This window comes from Enterocloster sp. OA13, assembly GCF_022440595.1.
Taxonomy (GTDB): domain Bacteria; phylum Bacillota; class Clostridia; order Lachnospirales; family Lachnospiraceae; genus Enterocloster; species Enterocloster hominis.
Genome location: NZ_JAKNTF010000001.1, coordinates 3,579,903 through 3,602,041 on the forward strand (window position 1 = coordinate 3,579,903; position 22,139 = coordinate 3,602,041).

General features: G+C 41.3%; 23 protein-coding genes. All 23 read right to left on the reverse strand.

Annotated features, from left to right (window positions below; translation table 11 throughout):
* Window positions 1-34: 34 nt before the first annotated feature.
* Window positions 35-2,107: a DNA topoisomerase 3 gene (locus MCJ35_RS15905; RefSeq protein WP_024728265.1), complete on the reverse strand. Its 2,073-nt coding sequence runs from the start codon at window positions 2,105-2,107 to the stop codon at window positions 35-37.
* Entirely contained in the window at window positions 2,108-3,538 is a 1,431-nt protein-coding gene (locus tag MCJ35_RS15910; RefSeq protein ID WP_024720787.1) for a CD1107 family mobile element protein, read from the reverse strand.
* Entirely contained in the window at window positions 3,492-3,794 is a 303-nt protein-coding gene (locus MCJ35_RS15915; protein ID WP_008688068.1) for a DUF4315 family protein, read from the reverse strand. The genes MCJ35_RS15910 and MCJ35_RS15915 overlap by 47 nt, the downstream gene beginning before the upstream one ends.
* Before the next feature lie 42 nt (window positions 3,795-3,836).
* Window positions 3,837-6,638, reverse strand: coding sequence for a CD1108 family mobile element protein (locus tag MCJ35_RS15920; protein ID WP_034549892.1), 2,802 nt, complete (start codon window positions 6,636-6,638; stop codon window positions 3,837-3,839).
* Between the two features lie 145 nt (window positions 6,639-6,783).
* Window positions 6,784-9,240, reverse strand: a complete 2,457-nt coding sequence (locus tag MCJ35_RS15925) for a VirB4-like conjugal transfer ATPase, CD1110 family (RefSeq protein ID WP_240299563.1) — start codon at window positions 9,238-9,240, stop codon at window positions 6,784-6,786.
* On the reverse strand, window positions 9,122-9,586 hold the full coding sequence (locus MCJ35_RS15930; protein ID WP_024720790.1) for a PrgI family protein: 465 nt from the start codon (window positions 9,584-9,586) through the stop codon (window positions 9,122-9,124). The genes MCJ35_RS15925 and MCJ35_RS15930 overlap by 119 nt, the downstream gene beginning before the upstream one ends.
* 23 nt (window positions 9,587-9,609) lie before the next feature.
* Window positions 9,610-10,479, reverse strand: a complete 870-nt coding sequence (locus MCJ35_RS15935; protein WP_024720791.1) for a VirB6/TrbL-like conjugal transfer protein, CD1112 family — start codon at window positions 10,477-10,479, stop codon at window positions 9,610-9,612.
* 12 nt (window positions 10,480-10,491) lie between these two features.
* Complete coding sequence (locus MCJ35_RS15940; RefSeq protein ID WP_017144663.1) at window positions 10,492-10,707, reverse strand: Maff2 family mobile element protein; 216 nt, start codon at window positions 10,705-10,707, stop codon at window positions 10,492-10,494.
* Window positions 10,708-10,830: 123 nt separating this feature from the next.
* Window positions 10,831-12,717 (reverse strand): VirD4-like conjugal transfer protein, CD1115 family, encoded by a 1,887-nt coding sequence (locus MCJ35_RS15945; RefSeq protein WP_034549741.1) that lies wholly within the window; start codon window positions 12,715-12,717, stop codon window positions 10,831-10,833.
* Window positions 12,714-13,205, reverse strand: coding sequence for a PcfB family protein (locus tag MCJ35_RS15950; RefSeq protein ID WP_024720793.1), 492 nt, complete (start codon window positions 13,203-13,205; stop codon window positions 12,714-12,716). Before MCJ35_RS15950 ends, MCJ35_RS15945 begins: the two co-directional genes overlap by 4 nt.
* Before the next feature lie 82 nt (window positions 13,206-13,287).
* Entirely contained in the window at window positions 13,288-14,082 is a 795-nt protein-coding gene (locus tag MCJ35_RS15955; protein ID WP_024720794.1) for an ATP-binding protein, read from the reverse strand.
* Entirely contained in the window at window positions 14,082-14,900 is an 819-nt protein-coding gene (locus MCJ35_RS15960; protein ID WP_024720795.1) for a replication initiator protein A, read from the reverse strand. Before MCJ35_RS15960 ends, MCJ35_RS15955 begins: the two co-directional genes overlap by 1 nt.
* A 9-nt stretch (window positions 14,901-14,909) precedes the next feature.
* A complete protein-coding gene (locus MCJ35_RS15965; RefSeq protein ID WP_024728267.1) occupies window positions 14,910-15,788 on the reverse strand; it encodes a replication initiator protein A in 879 nt (292 codons plus the stop codon).
* Complete coding sequence (locus MCJ35_RS15970; protein WP_008688048.1) at window positions 15,781-16,173, reverse strand: hypothetical protein; 393 nt, start codon at window positions 16,171-16,173, stop codon at window positions 15,781-15,783. Before MCJ35_RS15970 ends, MCJ35_RS15965 begins: the two co-directional genes overlap by 8 nt.
* Before the next feature lie 13 nt (window positions 16,174-16,186).
* Entirely contained in the window at window positions 16,187-16,585 is a 399-nt protein-coding gene (locus MCJ35_RS15975) for a single-stranded DNA-binding protein (RefSeq protein WP_005344165.1), read from the reverse strand.
* A 13-nt stretch (window positions 16,586-16,598) separates the two neighbouring features.
* Complete coding sequence (locus MCJ35_RS15980; protein ID WP_024720796.1) at window positions 16,599-16,997, reverse strand: hypothetical protein; 399 nt, start codon at window positions 16,995-16,997, stop codon at window positions 16,599-16,601.
* 131 nt (window positions 16,998-17,128) lie between these two features.
* A complete protein-coding gene (locus MCJ35_RS15985) occupies window positions 17,129-17,440 on the reverse strand; it encodes a DUF6050 family protein (protein ID WP_022068206.1) in 312 nt (103 codons plus the stop codon).
* Entirely contained in the window at window positions 17,437-17,598 is a 162-nt protein-coding gene (locus MCJ35_RS15990) for a hypothetical protein (protein WP_164468309.1), read from the reverse strand. Before MCJ35_RS15990 ends, MCJ35_RS15985 begins: the two co-directional genes overlap by 4 nt.
* A 4-nt stretch (window positions 17,599-17,602) precedes the next feature.
* Entirely contained in the window at window positions 17,603-17,737 is a 135-nt protein-coding gene (locus tag MCJ35_RS31660) for a hypothetical protein (RefSeq protein ID WP_255420280.1), read from the reverse strand.
* Window positions 17,734-18,639: a ParB/RepB/Spo0J family partition protein gene (locus MCJ35_RS15995; protein ID WP_024720797.1), complete on the reverse strand. Its 906-nt coding sequence runs from the start codon at window positions 18,637-18,639 to the stop codon at window positions 17,734-17,736. The genes MCJ35_RS31660 and MCJ35_RS15995 overlap by 4 nt, the downstream gene beginning before the upstream one ends.
* A complete protein-coding gene (locus MCJ35_RS16000) occupies window positions 18,629-19,414 on the reverse strand; it encodes a ParA family protein (protein WP_024720798.1) in 786 nt (261 codons plus the stop codon). The genes MCJ35_RS15995 and MCJ35_RS16000 overlap by 11 nt, the downstream gene beginning before the upstream one ends.
* Window positions 19,415-20,221: 807 nt before the next feature.
* Entirely contained in the window at window positions 20,222-21,328 is a 1,107-nt protein-coding gene (locus MCJ35_RS16005; protein WP_025486434.1) for a hypothetical protein, read from the reverse strand.
* A 276-nt stretch (window positions 21,329-21,604) separates the two neighbouring features.
* Window positions 21,605-22,075: an MBL fold metallo-hydrolase gene (locus MCJ35_RS16010; RefSeq protein ID WP_025486433.1), complete on the reverse strand. Its 471-nt coding sequence runs from the start codon at window positions 22,073-22,075 to the stop codon at window positions 21,605-21,607.
* Window positions 22,076-22,139: the final 64 nt, after the last annotated feature.

The following is a 22,139-nucleotide window of genomic DNA, read 5'->3' on the forward strand; positions in this document are numbered from 1 at the left end:
ACAGACAGTCCTTAGACTGCCTGCAATACACTACTTATCGTTGTGGAAAAATCAGATTGAACTGCACATTCCCCTCGCCGGGATCAACCATTTCCACAGTTGCTTCATACTGTCTCCCTGTTTTTCTTGATACCAGATCTTTATAATGGATTTTTCCTTTAGACAGGAACTTCTTTGCTGCCGCCTTATCCATCTTTTTTCCCTGGCTTGCAAGGAATTTATCATTCTTCCACAAGGTAAAAGCACAGTTCCGATCAGAACAGTAAAAGTTTACTTTTCCTTCCCTGACATCAGCTCCACAACGGGGACATTTGCCAATGACTTCTCCTTTTGCTTTTCCCTGAAACTGCTCTTTCTTTTCTTCTGAAATACCCTGATATCTGGCAACCAGTTCCTGCATCAGCTCTGTAATCCCATTTAGGAATTCATCTGCTGTCTCTGTATTCTGGGCAATGTGATTCAATGCCATTTCCCACTCTGCTGTCATCTTCGGAGATTTAATCTCATCCGGCAGAACCGTAATCAGCACATTGCCATCATCTGTCGGCACCAGATTTTTCTTTTCCCTTTTCACAAAACCAGACTGAATCAGTTTTTCAATGATTGCTGCCCTTGTTGCTGGAGTACCTAGTCCTTTCTTTTCTGTATCTTCGGTCAGTTCTTCATTCCCTGCACGTTCCATCGCAGAAAGCAGGGTATCTTCTGTGTACTGTTTCGGTGGCTGTGTAAAATGCTCCGATACAAAAGAATCACAGGGACCATAATGCTTGCCTGCCCAGATATCCAGCTCCGGCTCTTCTTTCTCACTCTTTACGCCAAAGAACTGTTTCATTTTATTTTCGATTGCCTTGAATCCTTCCTGCTTTGTTTTCTTTGCCGTGAGATAAAACGTATGATAATTACAGGTAATCTGGCTTTTATGACTCTCATAAATATAAGGATCTGCGGTTGCTGTCAGTACCCTGGCACTGATCAGGTACAAAATCTTGCAGTTTCGTTCTTTCAGTTTACCTATATCTGCCTTTGCTACTTCCATGGTCGGGATAATCGCATGGTGATCAGATACTTTCTTTGAATTTAATACCTTACTCACGTCCGGCTGATATTCCAGGCTTTCAGCATAAGGCATTTCCCCAAGTAACATCTGAATCAGAGTTTCTGTGCTTTCTCCCATCTCATCTGTCAGATACTGGCTGTCTGTTCTCGGATAAGTGACAAGCTTCTGCTCATACATCTCCTGCACGGCATCCAATGTCTGCTGTGCGGTATAGCCAAACATTCTGTTAGCTTCCCTCTGCAGGGTGGTCAGATCATAAAGCTTCGGAGGGCGGACTGTTTTCTCTTTCACATCATCCTTTTCCACTTCGCACATCCGCTCCATGCAGTCCGCAGCCACTTTATCTGCATCCTCTTTTTTCTGAAAATGCTCTGTAACTGCATCCATATCATCAAACTTGATATGAGCCATATAATATTTTTCTTTGGTAAATTCCTTGATCTTCTGATTTCGATCCACGATCATGGCAAGTGTTGGTGTCTGCACTCTTCCGACTTTCAGATTCTGGTTATACAGAACGGAAAAAAGACGGCTCGCATTGATTCCCACCAACCAGTCTGCCTTTGCCCTGCAAAGTGCTGACTGATAGAGACTGTCATAACACGAACCGTCTTTTAATGACGCAAATCCATCTTTAATTGCCTGTTCTTCCATGGAAGAAATCCAGAGCCGCTTCATCGGCTTTTTACATCCTGCCTGCTCATACACCAGACGAAAGATTAACTCTCCTTCACGTCCTGCATCAGTAGCACAGATCACTTCATCTACTTTAGAATCTCTCATCAGTTTCTTTAAGATTCCAAATTGCTTTTTCGTGCCTTCCAATACCTTGTGTTTCCAACACTCCGGCACAATCGGCAGATCTTCATATCTCCATTTTTTATATTTTTCATCGTATTCCGATGCATCGCATAATCCAACCAGATGTCCTACGCACCAGGAAACGATATAACCGTTTCCCTCCACGTAGCCATCTTTTCTTGTTCTGGCTCCAAGCACGGAAGCCAGTGCCATCGCAACCGATGGCTTTTCTGCAATCACTAATTTCATTTACTCCTGCTCCTCTTCTTCATCTTCCAGTACATCATCATTAAAATCTTCATCTCTCAGGATTTCCGGTTCTGCACTTTCTTCCTGCTCATCTGCATCGTCTACTTCCCGTTTTTCTGACTCTGAATCTTCGGATTCCTCTTCATCCTCTTCCATCTCATCCTCGTCATCATATTCATGCTTTGGTTTATAGACTTTGAAGTAATAACCTCCTGCCGCAGCTCCGACTGCAACCAATCCGATCAGCAGATAAGTCCCTGCTGAACTTTTGTCTTCTGGCATCTGAATGTCATCCTCTACTTTATCTTTCTCATCTGTCTCTGCCGTTTCCGGCTTTTCTTCTTCAGCCTGTTTCTCTGGTTCTGCATAAACAGTATCTACTTCCGGAAGTGTCACTGAATCAGAAAGTGTGAAGTTCATCAGATCTTTCTCACTGACTTCTGTAAGGAAATACACATTATCCTGAGATTTTGAATTGTCAATAATCAGATAGAAAATCTTACCACTCTTCGTTGAAATGGTATAAAACTCTTTTGTACCTTCCGTAGCTGTTTTGGTAACGGATTCTGCCGTCTCGCCTTCTTTATTAAGCTGTTCCTCAATACCTGTTACTGTCCGATCATCCACGGTTCCTTTTGCATCTGTCGGCTCAGAAGCCTGTGCATCCTGTGGAAGCGGAGAAGTCGTTGTTTTTTCAGTCCCCGTCGCATCTGCACTGGTCGTAGTTGCCATTGCACCATTGCTGTCACTGGAAGATTTCTGTTTTTCTGCCTGCTTCTTTGCCCATTCATAGTAAGGATTCTGCAACACATACTTTTCAGAAGTATTTCCAGCACCATCTGTTACCGTAATCTCAATCTGTTTTGTAGTAAAATCTTTCTGTGTCAGTTGCACTCTCAGCATTCCATCCTTCAAGTCTGTATAAGTGGTGCCATTGACTGTTACCGCAGTAATCCCGGATACTGTATCATTCCCCTGAATCGTCAGCACACCATCTGTCAGGGAAGCAGTGAGTGTCGGTTTTTCCGTGTCATAACACTTAATAGAGCGATTCTGCTCATAGACCTTTCCCTCACCATCTGTCACACGCACATACACTGTCTGATTTCCTGTAATCGTGATACTTCCGCTTCCTGTTACATCCTGCCAACTTCCATCTTTTCCTGCTTTTGCTTCAATCTTCGCTATTGAGAAACCTTCCGGCATATGACTGGCATCTACCGTAACAGCAATGGTTGTTTCTCCCTGTTTCCAGCCATCCGGTTTCTCAATCGTAATCGCAGGTGCGGTATTCTCAGCTGCATAAGCAGTCTGTGTCTGGAGCAAAGGTGTTGTCAGGCAAAGAAATGTCGTTGCTGCAAGCAAGCCCTTTTTTACCCTGCTTTTAGTAATTGTTCTCTTCTTCTGTTTCATTTTTTCCAGATTCATCATCGGCTTTTGTTTCCTCCTTCTGTATTTCCACCCTGCCGGGCAGTTCATTTTTCATTCTCTTTTTGAAAGCTTCCAATTCAGGAATACTCATATCCATTGCACGGATAATTCTTACAATTTCCAGATTTTCCGCTTCTGTTTTTGCAATCTCCGCAGCCTTGAACCGCTTTAAGTCTGCTTCATATCTAGCTTTGGATGCTTCCATTTTTTCCTTGGCTTTCTCATAATCCGCCGTTGCTTTTTCAAGACTTTTCATCGCTTCTCCTTTCCGGACGGCTGATGCAGCCGCCCTTTTTTCTTACCATCGTCCAAATCCATAGAAATGGCTCTGCCAGTATGGTGAATTGATGGACGTGTACTGCACCGGATGACCGCAATGGATCATCTGACCATTGCCTACATAGATTCCAATGTGCGTTACCGGAACTCCTGCATCATAAGTGCCTGTAAAAAAGATCAGATCTCCCGGCTGTGCTTCTGACTGAGATACCGGCGTGCAGATGTCATACAGTCCCTGTGCAGTCAATCTTCCTGTATTCCTTACACCAGAGTTTGTCAGGCAGTAACTTACAAATCCAGAACAGTCAAATCCACTTGGAGAATATCCACCCCACACATACGGTGTTCCTAGATATCTCGCTGCTTCGTTCAACAAACGCTGTGCCGCTTCACTGGTGTATTCATTGCCGCCAAAGCCTGCCCCTTCTCCAGTTTCCAGATAAAAGATCGGGTTTAAGCGCTCTCCATTTTTCAGAAGTTCAATATGAAGATGGCTTCCTGTAGAATTTCCAGTATTTCCTACAAGACCAATCTCATCACCTTTCGTGACGGATACACCTGCAGATACACTCCGGCTGCTTAAATGTGCATACCGCAGTTCATAGCCTTTACTGTCCTTGATCACAACATAATTGCCATAGCTGTCGTTATAAGCAGAAGTTGTAACCGTTCCGGTCAGCCCTGCCATTACTTTTGTTCCCTCCGGCGCTCCGATATCCATACCATTATGAAGCTGATTTGCTCCTGAAATTGGATGAATCCGATATCCATAATAACTTGTCACACTGGAATACCAGTTAAAATCAACCGGTGTCGCAAACATCTGTAAATTACCTTTCGTATCGTTATAGGCACTGAACAGTTCTTTCTGGAAAAATCCCAGCCTGTCCTGACAGATCGACATCAGATTTCCGCTGTTTAAGGTGACATTCAGCACATCTACATCTCTTGTCCTGGTCACTTCCACTTCCTGGCTTCCATTATCATCTGCCAGATAGCATTCCCAGGTCTTATGACCATGTGCGGATGCTGCCGCATGACTGTCATAATAGACATCAAACTGTACACCGTATCTTGCGAAAGCTCCGGTATCTTCTACCGTATATTCGACACCATTCATGACCACCTTTGTTCCCATTGGAACAAACGGATTGGAAGCATCTACTGCTAAGGTATGATTGGCTGTTGGATATGCTCCACTGGCAGTCGGTCCTCCACTCCAAATACCACAACAGATTGGACAGTTACAATATCCGCTTGTTACAACCTGTCCCAAAGATTCTCCAACTCTTACTGTTGCTGTCTCTGTCACAGTTTCATTGACTGCTTCAGTAGTCAGATGATATTGCTCTGCAAACAATACATCCAGTTCCGGCTTGACCTGTTCAAAAGTAAACTCCTCATACTTTGCTGACAGATAACTGATCAGGATAAACGGATCATGCTCAATAGGTCCGATGTTATATCGGTATTCCTCATGTCCCGGTTCTTCAGATTCCATGTTGTTAATCCGCTCCTGCAGATTAGCTTCCAGCTGTGTATAATACAGTTCCGCTTCCCGGATTGCTTGATCCGATGACAGATAACTGGTTCCCGTGTAAGTGATCACATTTTGTAAAAACACTGCAGAGCATGACGTGACATTCGTTATAATCAGAAACATCAATCCGATCAGAACTGCCACACTGATATACACCTTCCGGTTTTCTTTAAAGAAATTGGTGACTTTGCCGCCAATCTTCTTGATATAATCAATCGTACCTTTTGTAGCTGTACCTACGGTCTGTTCACTTCGCTTTGCTTTGGCATAATCCCGTTTGATCTGTTGCTTCTGAATCTGTTTTTTTAGCTTCTTCTGCTCCTGACGGGCTGCCGCCTGTGTCTGTTTCTCTGCCTGTCTCTCCAGTCTGCTTCTCTTTCTGGAAGCCCTCTGTTTCCTTCGTCTGGCACTTCTCTGTTCCAGCCGGTAAATACCTTCGCATCCTTCTTCCAACTTATGGGCACCTTCTACTGCCGCATTATCGTCTTCATTTTTACTGATCTCACGGTGCAATGCTGCGGAAGTTGCACTTCCTGCTTTCTTAACAACAAAAGCTTTTTCTGTTTTCACAGATTCCCCTTCCCCAAACTTCAGGCGGGATTTCTTCTTTCCAGAACCCTCTCCTTCATTTGCCTGATAAACCTGTGCCTTCTTGGAATGCTGCTTTGCTTCCTTTTTCTTTCTTGCTTCCTCATAAGAAAACTTTTTGGCTTTTTCCTTCTGTTTCTGATGACGGAAATTGACTCCATCCGTATCCATCTGGTTCAATTTCTCCATATCTTTGTCATTTTTCACAGAAGCACCAGTCTCTTCATAAGCAAATTTCAGACGCTGTTTCTGCTTTGGTTTCTTACTTCCACCATTCTTCTTACTCCGGCTGTCTCCTCTGTTTTCTGAAAGATCCGCACGTTTTTCTTTCAGTCTCCCTGACTGGCTGGCTTCAGATTTTTCCGCAAATCTTGATTCTTTTCTGTTCTCAGCACGGATTCTTTTCCGGTTTTGTTGCTTTCTATTTTGTCCAAAATCCTCACTTTGGTTCTCCGTTCGCATCAGTTCCGGTGCATCCCTGGATTTTTGCACAGAGGGACGAATATTTTTCCCACTCCGCTTAGACTGGCGGGGAGACTTATCCACAAGGTTTTCTGCTTTTTCCCCCTGTTTTATTCCCATCTGCACATCACTGGCACGGTTACTGACACGAACAGAAGATTTATCCGTCAGGTTTTCTTCCACCAGACCATCTTTGGTCATCTTCTGGACCTTCTTATCCCTGACTTTCATTCTCTGTTCTGCCACTGATTACTCCTCCTTCTTCGGATACCCTTTCCCTGCCTGTAATAAACAGAGAAAAGCGATGCCAAATACAGCACCGCCACTAAAAGTTAATACATATGAAATTGCTCGTAACATGGTCTTCTCCTTTGATTTAACCTGCTTCGGAAGTTTCCTCCAAGCGGGTTGTCATGATTTTATAGAGGGAATTCTTCGGGAATCTGTCTACAAATGGAATAATGACATTTCCATAGAACAGAAGTCCTTCCCCCTCATTACTGTTGGTTACATAGGACAGCTGGGTTGGTGAGATATTCAGCTGTTTTGCAAGAATCTGCCGGTCACCGGAAGCCTGGTTGAGCATATAAATAAAATCTGAATTTTCAAATATATTCTCTATCTCCCTGGAAGACAACAAATCCTTAATATTCTGGGTGATACCAGTTGGAATACCACCCCATTTACGAAATCTCTTCCAGATTTCCACACTATAAGCTGCAGTCTGCTCTTCCTTCAAAAGAAGATGGAACTCATCCACATAGTATCTGGTGGACTTATGGGCAGAACGGTTCATCGTTACCCTGTTCCAGACCTGATCCTGGATTACGAGCATCCCAATCTTTTTCAGCTGTTTGCCAAGTTCTTTGATGTCAAAGCAGACAATACGGTTATTGATATCCACGTTCGTCTGATGGTTAAATACATTCAAAGAACCTGTAACATAGATCTCCAATGAAGTGGCCAGTCGCTGTGCTTCTGGCTCTTCCTGTTTTCTCAGAAGGTTGTATAAGTCCTCCAGGATTGGCATCTTCTCCGGTATTGGATTGGCAAGGTATTCCTGATATACTAACCGAACACAACGGTCAATAATCGTTTTTTCTACCGGCTCCAGTCCATTCTTTCCGCCAACAATCAACTCACACAGAGATAAAATAAAATCTGCTTTTAATGACAGCGGATTGTCTTCCTCGGAATAATTCAGGTTCAGATCCATCGGATTGATATACTGGTCAGATACCGGTGAAACCCGAACCACCTGTCCATGCAGCGCCTGCACAAGTGCCGAATACTCGGCTTCTGGATCGCAGACAATGATATCGTCTTCCGTAATCAGAAAACAGTTCGTAATTTCCCTCTTTGCTGAAAATGACTTACCAGAACCTGGTGTACCAAGAATCAGTCCATTTGGGTTCTTCAGGCGTTTCCGATCAACCATGATCATGTTATTGGATAACGCATTCAATCCATAATAAAGAGCTTCCCCTTCCTGAAACAGTTCCTGTGTCGTAAATGGCACAAAGATTGCGGTTGATGATGTGGTAAGCCCTCTCTGAATTTCAATTCGATTGACTCCCAGTGGAATACAGGACATAAGTGCTGCTTCCTGCTGATAATCCAGCTGTTTTAAGGAACAGTTATATTTCTGTGCGATCCCCTGCACCTGGAAAATATTATTATCCAGCTTCTGCCGCTTCTTTGCGGTATTCATAACCAGAACCGTCACAAGGAACATTCGCTCATTTCTGGACTGCAGATCTTCCAGCAGGTTTTTCGCCTCTTCTCCATAGGTTACAAGGTCCGATGGAAGCACGTCCATATCATAACCGGAACGTACTGCCCGCTTCTGCTCTTCAATCTTCATCTTATCCAGATCTGAAATCTTGCTCTTGATCATCTTAATCGCAGAACTCTGGTCAATGGACTGGATATGAATGTTGACATTGATGCTGTCATCCACATCCAGGAAATCTGCAAGCATCCGGTCTGTCAGCTCCGGTGCAAGAATCTGCAGGTAACTTACACTTCCCATCGTTCTTCCCATCAAAAATGTCTGATTCTTGGAAAAGTTAAAGGAAGTCGGTGCAATAAAATCTTTGGTTTTTAATCCGGTTTCCGGCAGCATCTTATACTGGAACTTAAATGGTTCGATCCGATCCTGGTTGAACACATGATACAGAATCTCAAGCCTTTCCAGTCCATTCAAGGAATGTGCCTGTGCTCCCAGAACCTTAAAGTTGTTTAAGATATCTGTTTCGATTCTTTCAAGTCTTGGTCTTGCTACCTTCAGACTCTCTGCTTCGATTCCAAAAGTGATATACTTCGTCTTTACCAGACCATTATTTCCCTTGGAAAGCTGATTTTTCAGCATAGTACGGTACTCTTCACGAATGGCATTGAAGTCATCCGTCTGATCCGGAATATCAATGCTTTTTTCAAATTCTGCCACATCCACCTGCTGATTGATGAAGGACAGCTGCACACTGATGGAAGAATCAAAGTAATTTAAGAAATCACAGTAATTCTCAAATATCGTGGTCTTATCCTCGTTTAAAGCAAGCTGATAATTGATGTCGTAAAACTGAATCGTCTTGGAGAAAAAGGTCTTTGTCACCTGGCAGATACCATCCTGCAACATCCGAATATACGGAATACTCTGCTGTGCAGTTGTAGGAATGCTTTTCTGTTTCCTGCGGTCCCGTTCCTGTTTCTTCTTACGCTTTTCCTGTTCTCTTTCTTTTCTGCTTTTTTTGTTTCTTCTTTCCTGACGGTTTCTTTTTTCCGCCAGGGACAGACGCTCCTGCTGAGTCTCCTGCTTTGTCTTTTTTGCCATCCGGCACACCCTCCTTTTTTACAAGGGTGGAAATCTCCTGATAAAAATTTTCTGTCTTATATGGTCTTACTGCCGGACAGATAAACTTCTGTCGAATGATATTTGCCACCACTTTTTCAAAGGGAAGTCCGTCTTTTTCATACATTGCCATGAAGAAAAACGGAAGCATGATCGTTACCATCAAAATGGCAGCAATACTGGAACCGATTGGTTTTCTCATGAACAGATAAAACGGAATTCCCACAACTGCGGCAAGTGAAAAGAAAATCAGCTGCCGCTTTGTCAGATTTAATGCTACTTTTGTTTTGACCTTGGTAAGGTCTTTTGGTACTGGTACATACGCCATGGTATGCGCTCCTTTCCTGCCCGCTAGTGGGCATTGAATATAGATTTGCTAAGGCTTCCGGTCTTGAATAATGAAAATGCAAGAATCACGGTATAAGCCGCTACTGAAAACATAGCTGCATGAAGATCACTGGATATGGTCATTGCATTTACTAAAACTGCATAAATTCCCACACAGACCATCATGAAGAATCCCTGAAATGCCAGTGCGAACAAGCCTTTTAAATAGTTGTTTCCGATATTGCCCCATTCCTTATTGGTCATGGTGGCAAACGGAATTGGTGCTATGGAAGTATAAAGGTAAATTTCTATCATTCTTCCGAACAAGATTACCGTAATGATAATTGACAGAATGTGCATGGTAACACTGATCAACATCGTTTCCATGGATAGCAGGAACAAATCCCCTAACTCCATATCCTCCAGGGCATCCACAATCCGTGAAATTGCTTCTGTTGCATCCACCGCAGTGTTTCCTGATATCACCCCGGCGGCATTGTTGACCACATGCTGGCCAACATCAAAGACCGCCATCGTGATATTGAACGTATTTGTCACCAGATAAATAGCTACATACGCTTTGAAGATCCAGAGGAAAATATTGTAAGTCTCAAATTCATGGAAATTGTTTTTCTGTGTTACCATCGTGATCAATTCATAGCACAGGACAAAGGTGATGATCAGTCCCGCAATGGGGACAATCACTGTTTGGGATAAATTCTGAATCAGATTAAAAATCCCTGTATTCCATCCCTGCGGTGTCTGTCCCACCTGCCCGGCTATGGTTCCCACCTGCTCATTGACAGACGTGAACATGTTATCCAAACATGACTTGATAAGCCCGATCAGGATATCCTTTATCGCTTCCGTAATTCTCTCAATGATGGTGTTCATCTACCACTCCTCTTAAGAGAACAATGTTGCCAGCTGTGGAATCAGGGTAGTTCCCAGCAGCATGATTCCGGCACCAGCCATCAGCTGTTTGATGCCCTGGCTCTTAGCGCCGGGATTGTCATTTCCATATCCTTCCAGAAGGTTTACGACACCCCACACACCAAGACCTGCGCCGATTGCGACTACAAGAGTTTTTAAAGTTGTAATTGCACTGCTAAAAAATGCCATATATTCATAAACCAAAACTGACTTCTTTCAAGTGTTTACGGGAATGAAAAAACACCGACTAAAAAGCCGGCGCACCTAATGTCAGTTATTCCTTTCCTCATTATTTTTCGTTCATTCCCAAGGTTACTCCGACAGTTCTACATGAATCACTTCCACCTCTTCTTCGGGTTTCGGTGTGTACTGCGGATTTAACTCTTTCTCTACTTTGTACCGGTTCTTCTCGTTTTCATCTGCAAGAAGCCGATAGTTTTTGTGTTTCGTGATATCATATTTATCCGAGAAAAATGGTCTGGCACCACGGATCTGCAGGATACATTTTCCTCCATCCATGACTGCAATCTCATCTTCTGTCATCAGCTGTTTGCCTGTTTTCTGGTAATTCAATCCAAAAGACTTCTGATTACTCCTCGTCTCCGAAGTGTTATACAGGTCAATGGTTTCCTTACCCAGAAGCTCACTCATTTCCTTTAATGTGGTCTTCTCTTTCCCACCAAGGAATAAAGTCGTATCACAGTTGCCCAGAATGGTATCTGCACTATCCTTATACATTGCCTTTAACTGACTCTGTGACTGCAAAATAATAGAAGCAGAGATTTCCCTGCTTCGGATAGTTGCGATCAGCTTGTCAAACTGAGGAATTTGTCCGATGTTGGCAAACTCATCAGCGATGACACGCACATGCACCGGAAGTCTTCCACCATATTCATCATCTGCCTTATCGCAAAGCAGATTGAAAAGCTGTGACTGTAACATGGCAATCACAAAGTTAAAGGTTGTATCTGTGTCGGACATAATCAAGAACAAGGCTGTTTTCCTGTCTCCGATCTTATCCAGTTCCATTTCATCATAAGACATGATCTCACGAAGTTCTGCGATATCAAATGGGGCAAGTCTGGCTCCACAGGATATCAAAATACTTTTCGCTGTCTTTCCAGCCGCCATTTTATATTTTTTATACTGTCTGACCGCAAAGTGCTGCGGATCTCTTTCTTCCAGTTCCTGGAACATCATATCCACCGGATTCTGATAAGTTTCATCCTCTTCACGGGTTTCGCTTTCGTTCAAAAGATCCAGAAGGGTATTCAGATTCTTTTCCTCTTCATCCCCTTCATACCAGATAAAAGCAATCAGTGCTGTGTACAGCAATTTCTCTGCTTTCACCCAAAAATCTTCGGAAGCTTTTTCCCCTTCGCCTTTGGTATTCACAATGATTGTTGTCACCAGCTTCAGGATATCTTTTTCAGACCGTATATAAGCAAATGGATTGTAATGAAGCGATTTGGAAAAATTGATGGTATTCAGAACCTTAATCACATATGGCTCATGAACCACTTTTCCAGATTTATCTTTCATAATATTTCCATTCTTATCTTTCTTAGGCGGTCCCTTTGCTAACATCTTCCCGCACTCTTCGATCAGAGTACCTTTCGGATCTGTAATGACCATGGAACAATTCATCTGCATGACCGACGGCTTTACAAAAAATCGTGTCTTTCCGGAACCACTGCCACCGATGACCACGATATTTTTATTTCTCGCATACTTCGGCTGCTTTGGTCTGCTCTCCATAGTCAGTGCTTCTGTTGCTGTCAACGGAATATTCATCCAGGGATCATCTGACATATAAGGCTTGATATCCTCTGCAGTTCCCCATCTGGCTGAACCATACTCGATTCCTTTCCGAAGTTTCTTTGCATCTGACTGTTTCTGCCAAACTAATAGTTTCAAAACAACTGCGACAGTAACTCCAACCAATAGATCTCTCAGGTCAAAACTCAACAGAATCCCTGTAAAAATCCGATCTGCATGTTCCATCGCATATAACAGTTTGTTCCCTATATCTTCTCCGGGACTGCTCCTGTATAGGCAGGATGCTCGATCCGCATAAAAAGCGGTCAGAACATAGGGAAGATTCGTAAGAACCAGTTTCTTTTTATCCAGGGCGGACAGCCTGACCCCAGCTTTATTCTTCCACTTCTGCATCAGATTATTGCCGTTTTGTTTCTTCATCGGCTCTGTTCCTGATGTCGGCTCTTTACTTTGTCCTTCGTCTTCTTTGGCATCATTGCCCGGTAAGCTGCAAGACGCTTATGAATGGAAGGTTTATTCGCTTTTTGAATCTGTTTCTGGGAAAACTCACGGAAAGCAGCATTGAGGGCATCCTGATCACGTCCCTTGAAAAATACCAGATAAACCGGCGGCTCTTTGCTCTTGTCTTTTTTCAGAGCATAATTGATCCCATATTTTCTGGCATACCGTTCAAAGGACTTGATATTTTTGTCCGTGATCTCGATATTGACCATCCCGGCATTCTGTTTTGCCAGCTCTTTTACCGTGACCTTTCCCTGTTTCGGCTGATTTTTCTGTGCTTTCTTCTCTACTGATTTCTGCTTCTGATGACGCAGATACGCAACAAGAACCTTTTTCAACAGGTCTGCCGTAATCTTAGTAGCCCGAATACAGAACGTGACCGTTTTCTGAGTTACCTCTTCCTGCATGACTTTTCCCTCCTTTCAGCGATTCAACTGCTGTCCAAATCTGTAATCATGGCAATCACCCCCTTTAATGAAAAAAGACAGATTAACCGGTAATCAGGTTCTGCACCTGTACGAGTTTTTCTGTCCCTTCTTCTTTTCTCTTATCTTCTCCACCACAATAGATGGGAACACACATTTCAAGTATTCTACTGTAAATACGCTGATGGGCAGTATCCAAATCTGTGGACTTCATTTCATTCAGTCCCAGATTCGTTGTTATGATCAGCGGAAGCATTTTACAATAGCGGCTGTCTATCACATTATAGACCTGCTCCAAAGCAAACTCGGAATTTCGTTCTATTCCCAAGTCATCAATAATCAGCAGCGGATAATCCACAAGATTTTGTATAATCTGGTTCTTATCTGCCTGATAGCTGGTCATTTCATTTAAAATCCTGGAAAAGTTTGTCATCATGACACGTTCTCCCTGTTCCAAAAGTGCATTTGCAATACAGCCTGCAAAAAAGCTCTTCCCGGTTCCAACCGGTCCCATCAAAAGCAATCCTACATTTTTTCTCTTCATATCTGTCCAGTTTTCTACATACTGCCTGGCGATTAGTATCTTCTGGTTGCTTCCATTGTCATTTTCAAATTTCCATTCCCAGAATCTTCTTTCCCGAAGTCCGACGGATTTTCTCTGATAAAGCTGCCGCTGTTCTTCTTCCCGCTGCATCTTCTCATCCAGTTCCTGCCTGGCTTTTACCTCGCATTCGCACAAACAGGACACTACATGCTCAAAACCCATCAGACTGACTTTCATCTGTTTTCTTTTTCCACAGGTGCCACAATGAAGACATCCCTCTTCGTCCAGATAATCTGCTGTTACTTTGTTTTCCATCACAGGCTTTCTCCTTCCTGAAATTCATATTTATCCATTCCTATCCTGGTTCCATCCCTTTCTGCCCAAAGACAGATTGTTGCAAAATGGTTTTGATACTCTTTTCCACTGGATTTCATATAAACAGAAAGATGATCAATCCGTTTCTGGTAATCCCATGGAAATAGCGTCATCAACTCCTGCAGTTCAGCTTCCGACAGAACAACATTTTTAAATCTACCATATTGACTGAATTTTTCTTCCAAAGCGGGTGTATTGCCCTTACTCTTATCAGTATGATTCTTTTCAGTCTTATTTATCTTAGTATTACTTCCATCCAGATTCTTGCAGTCCGGACTTCTATTTTTTTGCGTTCCGGACTTCCAGTTTCTTGCAATCCGGATTTCCAATTCTTTGCAGTCTGGATTTCCAGTTTCTGGCATTCCAGAAACAAAGTATCTTACTGGCTTTCCTCTACTCCGTTTTACAAAATTTTTCACATATATGACAGAGGGACGATTATTCCCCTGCCGATACCGCTCGATCAATCCAATCCCATGCACACTATCCAGCTCATATAGAAGCTTTGTCACTGTCGTATGCGACATTCGCAACAGCTCCTGCAATTCTGCGATCGTGTAAATGATATAGACATAACCCTCACTGTCAATCCAGCCATTTTTCTTGGACAGGCTGATTCGATCAAGCAGAATTCCATAAAGGAGCTTTGCGTCTGTGGACAGGCTTGCAAACTCTTTTTCTGTGAACAGAGCTTTTGGTATCCGAAAAAAAGAAAACTGGTCAGATTCTTCTGCTCTGAAATATTCAAAATCTGCCATAATATTTTCCTACTCTTCTACATCAAAATCACAATTTGCTGCACTGCCTGTACCATGGCACATCTCATCAAATACAAAATTGAATGATTGAATCATTTCGTCCAAATAATAATTTCTGGCCTTCTTGTTACAAGCATACATATCACCAATAAAGCCTTCATCATTCCCCATCGCATGAACAAGGGTTTCCAGGACCTTCATAAACTTCTTTTTTGAACAGCTTTCATACTGTCTGTTCACATATTTCTGGATATCTAACACACGAGCAGGATTATTTTCATTTTCCTCCAGAATTCCAAATGCAAGATCCATACCAAACTCATATCCATCAGCCTTAATTTGATCAATATCCATCTCTCCAAGCTCATCCTGGTATCCTCGCTTTTCCATTGCAGTTAAAGACGTTTCATATTGATCAATATATCCCATATCCGCAATAGTTTCAAAAATATCTCTGGATGCTTTCACCATCTTATCCATAATAATTTCTCTTTCAGCCAGCGGCATATTTGCCATGATAGTATCTAATGTCATCATTGATTCTTCCTCCATCTCATTTTCATAAATACCATTGATATAAAAGTGGTTCGCCTTTCCATTGTTTGGAATGATACGCACCAGTTTACCAACCTGAACCAGTTCCTGTACTGCCTGATCTACTCCATACCGAGTCGTATTCAGGTCTTTCTTTATTTCACTTTTGGGATAGATAACAAACAGATTCCCGTTATGATCTACCCAGCCATTTTGCACCGCAAATTTCAAACGATCCAGAAATAAGCTGTATAGAATCTTTGCTGTATTTGACAGATTTTTGTATTTTTCCATCTGAAACAGCACCTTTGGCACCTGCAGACAATCTACCGGCATATACTCCATCTTACTCATTGATTGTTTCCTCCTTCTGTTTGTACAGCACTTCGGCTGAATTAATATTGATTTCCAGCATCCCTACAAACACCTGATAGTACAGCAGGCATATCTGTTCATCCTCTCTTGCCAGATACAATCCTTCCAGTTCATTGGACGGATGTTTCATTCCGTATACTGCCTGACAGATATCATGGATTTTCTCACATTCCACACTTCTAAGATGCATCTCCAAGGTGTGATTAAATCTCTGCCAGTCCTCCAGTTTCTGATTTACTGCCATCATGCACTGGAACAGTTCCGCTGCTTCACATGCTGCTGACAGCACTACATTTTTGTTGTTGATACTTCCATCGGCATTTTTCATATGCCCTACCATATACGCCTGATCTACTGAAACCATCTTTTATCCTCCTCTATCTAAACGGCATTTCTTCTTCCATACCCTCTGGGATCTCTAAGAACCCTTCCGCATCTTCTGGAAACGGTGGTCTGTCAACCATTTTTGCACCTGCGAATTCAATCCGGTTTGCATACACTTCGGTGGTATAGATCTTTTTCCCAGTATCCTTATCTTCATAATTACCTGTGACAATCTCGCCTTCCACCATGACCTTCGTTCCCTGCATCAGATAATCTCTGGCAAATTCTGCTTTCTTTGCAAAAGCCTTTACCGGAATGAAACTGACTTCATCGGAATAATTTCTTCTGACTGCCAGAACAAACTTGGCAATCTTATGAAGTCCTTTTTCATTCTCCACTTCGTTGTATCCGGGATTTCTTACTAATCGCCCGGAAATAACTGTTGTATTCATTGGCTTACCCCTCCTATGCTTTCATTGATTTGTAACAGATACCGATACATGGTCCACATTTTCCATAGGCACATCCGTAACATTCATCTTTTTCCAACTCTTCCTGCTTCATTTCATCGGCAAACATTCCTAACAGTGTTGTGTAAATCTTTTTCATTGCCAGGAATTTTTCTTCTGCTTTTTCCATCTTCTCTTTGTAAAATGGGATCAGTTCACGAAGAACTGGATGGAAACGTTCATTTTCATCATCCCAGGCACAGGTTTTCATCATACAGCGTGGCTGTTTCTCATAATTGCCCAGATAATATGGGCAGAACGTACAGCCTCTTTTTTTAACAATTGCCACCGGAATCACTGGCATCTGACTTTTGATTTCCTTTGTTACATGCTTACTTTCAATTCGCTCTCTCATCTTAAAAATCCTCCAAGAATATATATATTTGCAAAAGGGAATTCCCCTGAATTGCCTGTTTTTAAGCACAAAAAAAGAGGCAGACTTACGATTTTTATTTTCGCAAGCCTGCCTCTTATCAATCTAATATTCTATTTTCCAATGACATACCGTATAAACACGTATATCGCTCTGATCACATACACTGGAATCATGATGCTTCCAATCAATGCTCCAATAATGACACTTAATGCAGCCATCCCAAGTGTTGCTGTGGTATCCATTCCTCTCGGAATTAGAATCAACCGCATTTTATGTATTCCAAATGGAAGTCCGGCAATAAATACCCACCAGAACCAATCCGTCTGCCCACTGACCTTCATAATTGTTTTTGTCATCCAAAACCAGAATACCATAAATGCCAGTGGCAGAATTGATTTTTTAATTACATCTTCAATCGTCATCTTTTTTTCTCCCTCTGTCTGATTCCTTCCGCCACCTCCCGATTAAGGTTTGCCAGTATTTCTCTAACCACAGGAGAATCCAATCGAAAGGTTTCCAGATCTTTCTCCGTAAGCTCCCTTCCGTTCGCATCATATCTTCGTACAATTTTTAAAGCCATACTTTCACTTCCTTCCTGCTGATAATCCTAATGTTTTCAACAAATGTTTAAATTTCTCTCTTTTTATCCGTTTAACACGTATCTTTTCTATCTTTTTCAGATAGACTTGTATTCTACTTGCCATATCTTCATTGTTCATTCTTTACCCTCTCTTTCTGCCCACGATGCCAGAAGCATAAATATAATTTCTTCCATCTGAGTCTTTGTATATGTCTCTGGAAAATATTGTTTCAATTTCTTCGCCGGAATCTGCACCTGAACTTTTTCAATACTTTCATTCATGCAAATCTGGTCAATCTCTGAATACGTCAACATCCGTTCTTTTGAAATCTGTTTCAATTCCTTTGCCTGCTTCATGGACGGTACTATATTGTGATTATGCATATACTGAAGTAATATCTGCTGCTCTTCAGTTCTCAAATAGGAAACTTCAACAGCTGTATTAAAGGGAAGCTTCTTCTCGTCTGCCAATTCTAAAAACTCTGCGATCAACTCTGTCAGATGAATATATCGAAGAATCTGTCTGGAACTATCTCCTGTATTCTGACTGACTTCTTCCGCCGCTAACTTCTTGCCAACTTGGCAAGAAGTTAAATCAGACCGTTTCCCCTGACGCTTTAACGCCTCATATTTCATTTTATAAGCGAATGCCTTTTCGCTGATTAGTAGCTCTTCTCGCTGAATGTTGGAATCTACCATGATCACCGTCGCTTCGTCATCTGTAATATCTTTGATGATAACCGGCATTTTCTCTAATCCTGCAAGTTCACATGCTCGTTTTCGCCGATGACCAGCTACAAGCTCATAACCACCGGACTCTCTCAACCGCACAATACCGGGAACCAACACGCCATATTGTGTAATGCTTTCAGACAATTCCTCCATTTTCTTATCATCTTTTACTTGAAATGGGTGATTTGGAAACGGATGAAGGCTTCCTATTGCTATCTCACTGATTCCATTGGTTGTCTCTTCGCTTGTTCCAAACAACGCATCAAGCGGCTGTAAGGAAATGGGTGTTGCTCTTTTTTTAGATGGCATCTTTCAGCACCTCCTCCGTCACTCTCCGATAAGCTTCTGTAGCTTTGCCTTTCGGATCATAAGAGAAAATACTCTGTCCTTCTCTGACTGCCTCCTTCATTCTTACGGAAAATGGAATATAATTATCAAAGATATTAATTTGACTTCCATATACATTTCTGAGAAGTTCCATATTATTCCTGGCATCATTCGTATGAGCATCCACCATCGTAAACAGAATTCCACCGACTTGCAGCTTCGGATTGATTTGCTTACGGACCTTACCGATCGTTTTTAATAACTGCTGCAATCCTTTGATTGGCAGGTAAGACGCTTCAACCGGAATTAGTACTTCATCTGATGCAGCCAGTGCATTGATTGTGATCATTCCCAATGATGGCATACAATCAATGATAATTGCATCATATTGATCCTTGATACCATATAAAATCTGTTTCAATACATATTCCCTGCTCATTGCATTTACCAACTGTACTTCCGTACCTGCCAGTCCAATGTTAGAACAGATAATGTCTATTCCTTCTGCCTGATGCCTGATATAACAGTCTGAAGGAATATCTTCATCTTTCATTACTGTATCCATAAGAGCTGTAAGTGTTTCATTACTTTCATCACAATCACGATATCCAAATCCTGCGGATACATCAGACTGTGGATCTGCATCTACAATCAACACTTTCATATTCTTTTGTGCCAATCCTACTGCTAAATTAGCTGTACATGCGGATTTTCCCGTTCCCCCTTTTTGGTTTACAATAGAAATAATTCTAGCCATTTTTTCATCACCTTTCAATCAATAAAAATGACCGAATCAGCTAAACAGATTTTCATCCATTACGAGCTAATTCGGTCCTGTTTTTCGCTATTAAATTGTAATATCACCACTTTCGTGATACAGTAAAAGCATCTCAGATAAAAGCGGAAATTTTCTTTCATCTGAATAAGTTTTTTATAAAAGGTAGGCCTTTCCTTCATAAATTTGTTGATTCGTTGCAAGTTTTTTTCAGGACCAAATCGACTCAACCCCTTGTATTTACTGGGTTTCCGTTGATTTAGTCTTATTTTATCATCATCATCTCCAATACGTAACCCCCAATCAAAATTTGACATGATGCCTATACACGCCGAATTACAATTGGTTTCATACCCTCGCATTAGTTCCGTTAAAAGAGCCTCAATTTCATCAGGATAGAACACCATCTCTGAAGATGGCTTTCTTCTAGGGCTAGACAGAAGGCCCTATAATCTAATTCTTCGCTTATCCATGGGTTATCCGTTATATACCCCTTCTTCTTTGCATAAAGCATGGCATTCATTACTACAATTTTATGCGTATTGAATGCTTGGGCCGTCATGCGAAATGCGGTCAGTATATCAATGGCCCATTTTTCAATATCAATAGTGGTAATTTTTTTTAGAGGAATCTTATCGATTTTCCTATTTTCAACATATTATATATCAAATCGATATGATAAAATGTAATGGCCTGGGATGTAAATCCCAAAGCCATTTTGTCTACAATCTGAGAGTCCGCAAAAGTATACTTTTACGGGCTCTCTTTCAATATAAATTATAACAATTTTCAGTTAAACATAAATTCTTTTACTATTTGAATATCTTCTAAGGTATCATAAGATTTCATATCAATCCCATCCATAAATTCTAACTTTTCAATAACATCTTCATTTTGCTCCTCATCTAATATCCAGTCATTAACTTCATACCATTCGCTATGTTCCTCTTTAAGAATGTCTGTAAATCGTATATTTATATAAAAATAGTCGTCTATATCTACTTCGGAATAATCTTCACTTAAAATATCCTTTAGCTCTCTTCGCATTTCATAAATATAATATGAGTTTCTTAAATTCATCGTAGCGCTGGGATACACATTATTTTCCAATAGATTGAAATATAAAACACTATCATAAAAATAATCATTTAAATATACAAAAATTGAGTTTGCATAATCCTTATCTACAGTAACTCTCAGTATCTCATATGGATATATAACCGCATTTGTAATTTTTCCTCCCTTATTCGATATTTGAAGTGTAGCTTTATTTTCGCTACGTATAGTTTTATTCAGGTGAATTTTTAATTGTGGCATCATGCTTGAGTCACCATTCCTAATGTTTTTAATGACACAAGGACCAGATGCAGCTATCATTCGTTCTAAACTTCCGATAATCATATCGTCTGTATATCCAAAATGTGGGTCAGAAACAAAAATAGCGCTATCAAAGGTTCCTGAATACTCTAAATCTTCTATTATCTCATCAAAATCAAAATCAATTTCGCCCATATCATCCAAACCCAAAGCATAGAAATCCAAAAAGTCAGTAACAAAGCCTGTATCATCCCTTCCAAAAGATACTTCAAAAAACGGCATTCTTTCTTGCATACTAATTTCCATTTCTTTTGAGGCAAGATCCGCTTCCCTAGATGCGATTTCCGCTTGTCTCTCATTAATTGTATTCGCCATTGAAGCCACTTTAATACTAGCATATGTCAGTGTTGCCGACATAACTGTCCCTAATATTGTAAAAATAGTTCTATAAACAACTTCATTCTTAGTAAGAGATAATGTGATTTTCCCCCAAGCTGTTAAATGCTTTTTTTCTGATATTAAATCAATTTCATGCGTATGGGAGTCGTAATGTAACTTCGTATCTTTTTCATTCTTCATAGCTTGTACCACCTAGTCGTGATTACTATTTGAACATCCCTCTTATGGGTTACACTTCTTGCAAGGCTCATATCAGTATCTTTACGATTGGCAGTTGGCAAGCTCCCGCATGAAGTTCTATGAAATTTCTTCGTTTTTGTATTAATGCACATACGTAAGTCCATTCTTCGGTGCTTCTGTAACAGGAACCGAGGCTGTTATTGGAGCAACTGTTTTTTCTGGAACCTTTTCTTCATTTTTATTTCCAGTTTTACCTGATGTACCAGGCCGAGTATTTCAGTTCATATCCGTCCCATTTGATGTCGCTATTACTATCCCCTGTTCATCTGTCCGGAATATCTGGATACCCTTTGCAGATAACTTACCCGTAGTTTCCTGATGCGGATGACCATAAGAATTCCCCATGCCACAAACAACAGTATCTCCCTGGTCATTTTCACCAGCATCAACCAACATGTTGTGATTGCCAGACTGGATAAAGATACTGTCCCCCTGACCCACATCAATGAAATGAACTTTAAGTTCTGAAGATGTCTTTGTAGCCTTTACTAAATCTGTATCGTTTTTGTTAATCTCAGCTCTTACAGATATATCTTGTATCGTCCTTGCTGAGCATCCGGTGAAACTACTTATGAATACCAATGACGTTAGTAACCAAATAATACCTTTTCTTGCTTTACTTATAGACCTTCCCTTTTTAATCCCTCCCATATTTTCTATTATAAGTGTATCATCTGGTTTCAGCATAGGCAACCAAATAAGCTATTATTTTCATCTTGTAACACAAGGGACTCCCATAAAATATAGGAGT

Excerpts from the sequence above, each read along its gene's own strand:
- MCJ35_RS15905 (WP_024728265.1), bottom strand. The coding sequence starts at position 2,107 with ATGAAATTAGTGATTGCAGAAAAGCCATCGGTTGCGATGGCACTGGCT.
- MCJ35_RS15910 (WP_024720787.1), bottom strand. The coding sequence starts at position 3,538 with ATGATGAATCTGGAAAAAATGAAACAGAAGAAGAGAACAATTACTAAA.
- MCJ35_RS15915 (WP_008688068.1), bottom strand. The coding sequence starts at position 3,794 with ATGAAAAGTCTTGAAAAAGCAACGGCGGATTATGAGAAAGCCAAGGAA.
- MCJ35_RS15920 (WP_034549892.1), bottom strand. The coding sequence starts at position 6,638 with ATGAAAGTCAGGGATAAGAAGGTCCAGAAGATGACCAAAGATGGTCTG.
- MCJ35_RS15925 (WP_240299563.1), bottom strand. The coding sequence starts at position 9,240 with ATGGCAAAAAAGACAAAGCAGGAGACTCAGCAGGAGCGTCTGTCCCTG.
- MCJ35_RS15930 (WP_024720790.1), bottom strand. The coding sequence starts at position 9,586 with ATGGCGTATGTACCAGTACCAAAAGACCTTACCAAGGTCAAAACAAAA.
- MCJ35_RS15935 (WP_024720791.1), bottom strand. The coding sequence starts at position 10,479 with ATGAACACCATCATTGAGAGAATTACGGAAGCGATAAAGGATATCCTG.
- MCJ35_RS15940 (WP_017144663.1), bottom strand. The coding sequence starts at position 10,707 with ATGGCATTTTTTAGCAGTGCAATTACAACTTTAAAAACTCTTGTAGTC.
- MCJ35_RS15945 (WP_034549741.1), bottom strand. The coding sequence starts at position 12,717 with ATGAAGAAACAAAACGGCAATAATCTGATGCAGAAGTGGAAGAATAAA.
- MCJ35_RS15950 (WP_024720793.1), bottom strand. The coding sequence starts at position 13,205 with ATGCAGGAAGAGGTAACTCAGAAAACGGTCACGTTCTGTATTCGGGCT.
- MCJ35_RS15955 (WP_024720794.1), bottom strand. The coding sequence starts at position 14,082 with ATGGAAAACAAAGTAACAGCAGATTATCTGGACGAAGAGGGATGTCTT.
- MCJ35_RS15960 (WP_024720795.1), bottom strand. The coding sequence starts at position 14,900 with ATGGCAGATTTTGAATATTTCAGAGCAGAAGAATCTGACCAGTTTTCT.
- MCJ35_RS15965 (WP_024728267.1), bottom strand. The coding sequence starts at position 15,788 with ATGAGTAAGATGGAGTATATGCCGGTAGATTGTCTGCAGGTGCCAAAG.
- MCJ35_RS15970 (WP_008688048.1), bottom strand. The coding sequence starts at position 16,173 with ATGGTTTCAGTAGATCAGGCGTATATGGTAGGGCATATGAAAAATGCC.
- MCJ35_RS15975 (WP_005344165.1), bottom strand. The coding sequence starts at position 16,585 with ATGAATACAACAGTTATTTCCGGGCGATTAGTAAGAAATCCCGGATAC.
- MCJ35_RS15980 (WP_024720796.1), bottom strand. The coding sequence starts at position 16,997 with ATGAGAGAGCGAATTGAAAGTAAGCATGTAACAAAGGAAATCAAAAGT.
- MCJ35_RS15985 (WP_022068206.1), bottom strand. The coding sequence starts at position 17,440 with ATGACGATTGAAGATGTAATTAAAAAATCAATTCTGCCACTGGCATTT.
- MCJ35_RS15990 (WP_164468309.1), bottom strand. The coding sequence starts at position 17,598 with ATGGCTTTAAAAATTGTACGAAGATATGATGCGAACGGAAGGGAGCTT.
- MCJ35_RS31660 (WP_255420280.1), bottom strand. The coding sequence starts at position 17,737 with ATGAACAATGAAGATATGGCAAGTAGAATACAAGTCTATCTGAAAAAG.
- MCJ35_RS15995 (WP_024720797.1), bottom strand. The coding sequence starts at position 18,639 with ATGCCATCTAAAAAAAGAGCAACACCCATTTCCTTACAGCCGCTTGAT.
- MCJ35_RS16000 (WP_024720798.1), bottom strand. The coding sequence starts at position 19,414 with ATGGCTAGAATTATTTCTATTGTAAACCAAAAAGGGGGAACGGGAAAA.
- MCJ35_RS16005 (WP_025486434.1), bottom strand. The coding sequence starts at position 21,328 with ATGAAGAATGAAAAAGATACGAAGTTACATTACGACTCCCATACGCAT.
- MCJ35_RS16010 (WP_025486433.1), bottom strand. The coding sequence starts at position 22,075 with ATGCTGAAACCAGATGATACACTTATAATAGAAAATATGGGAGGGATT.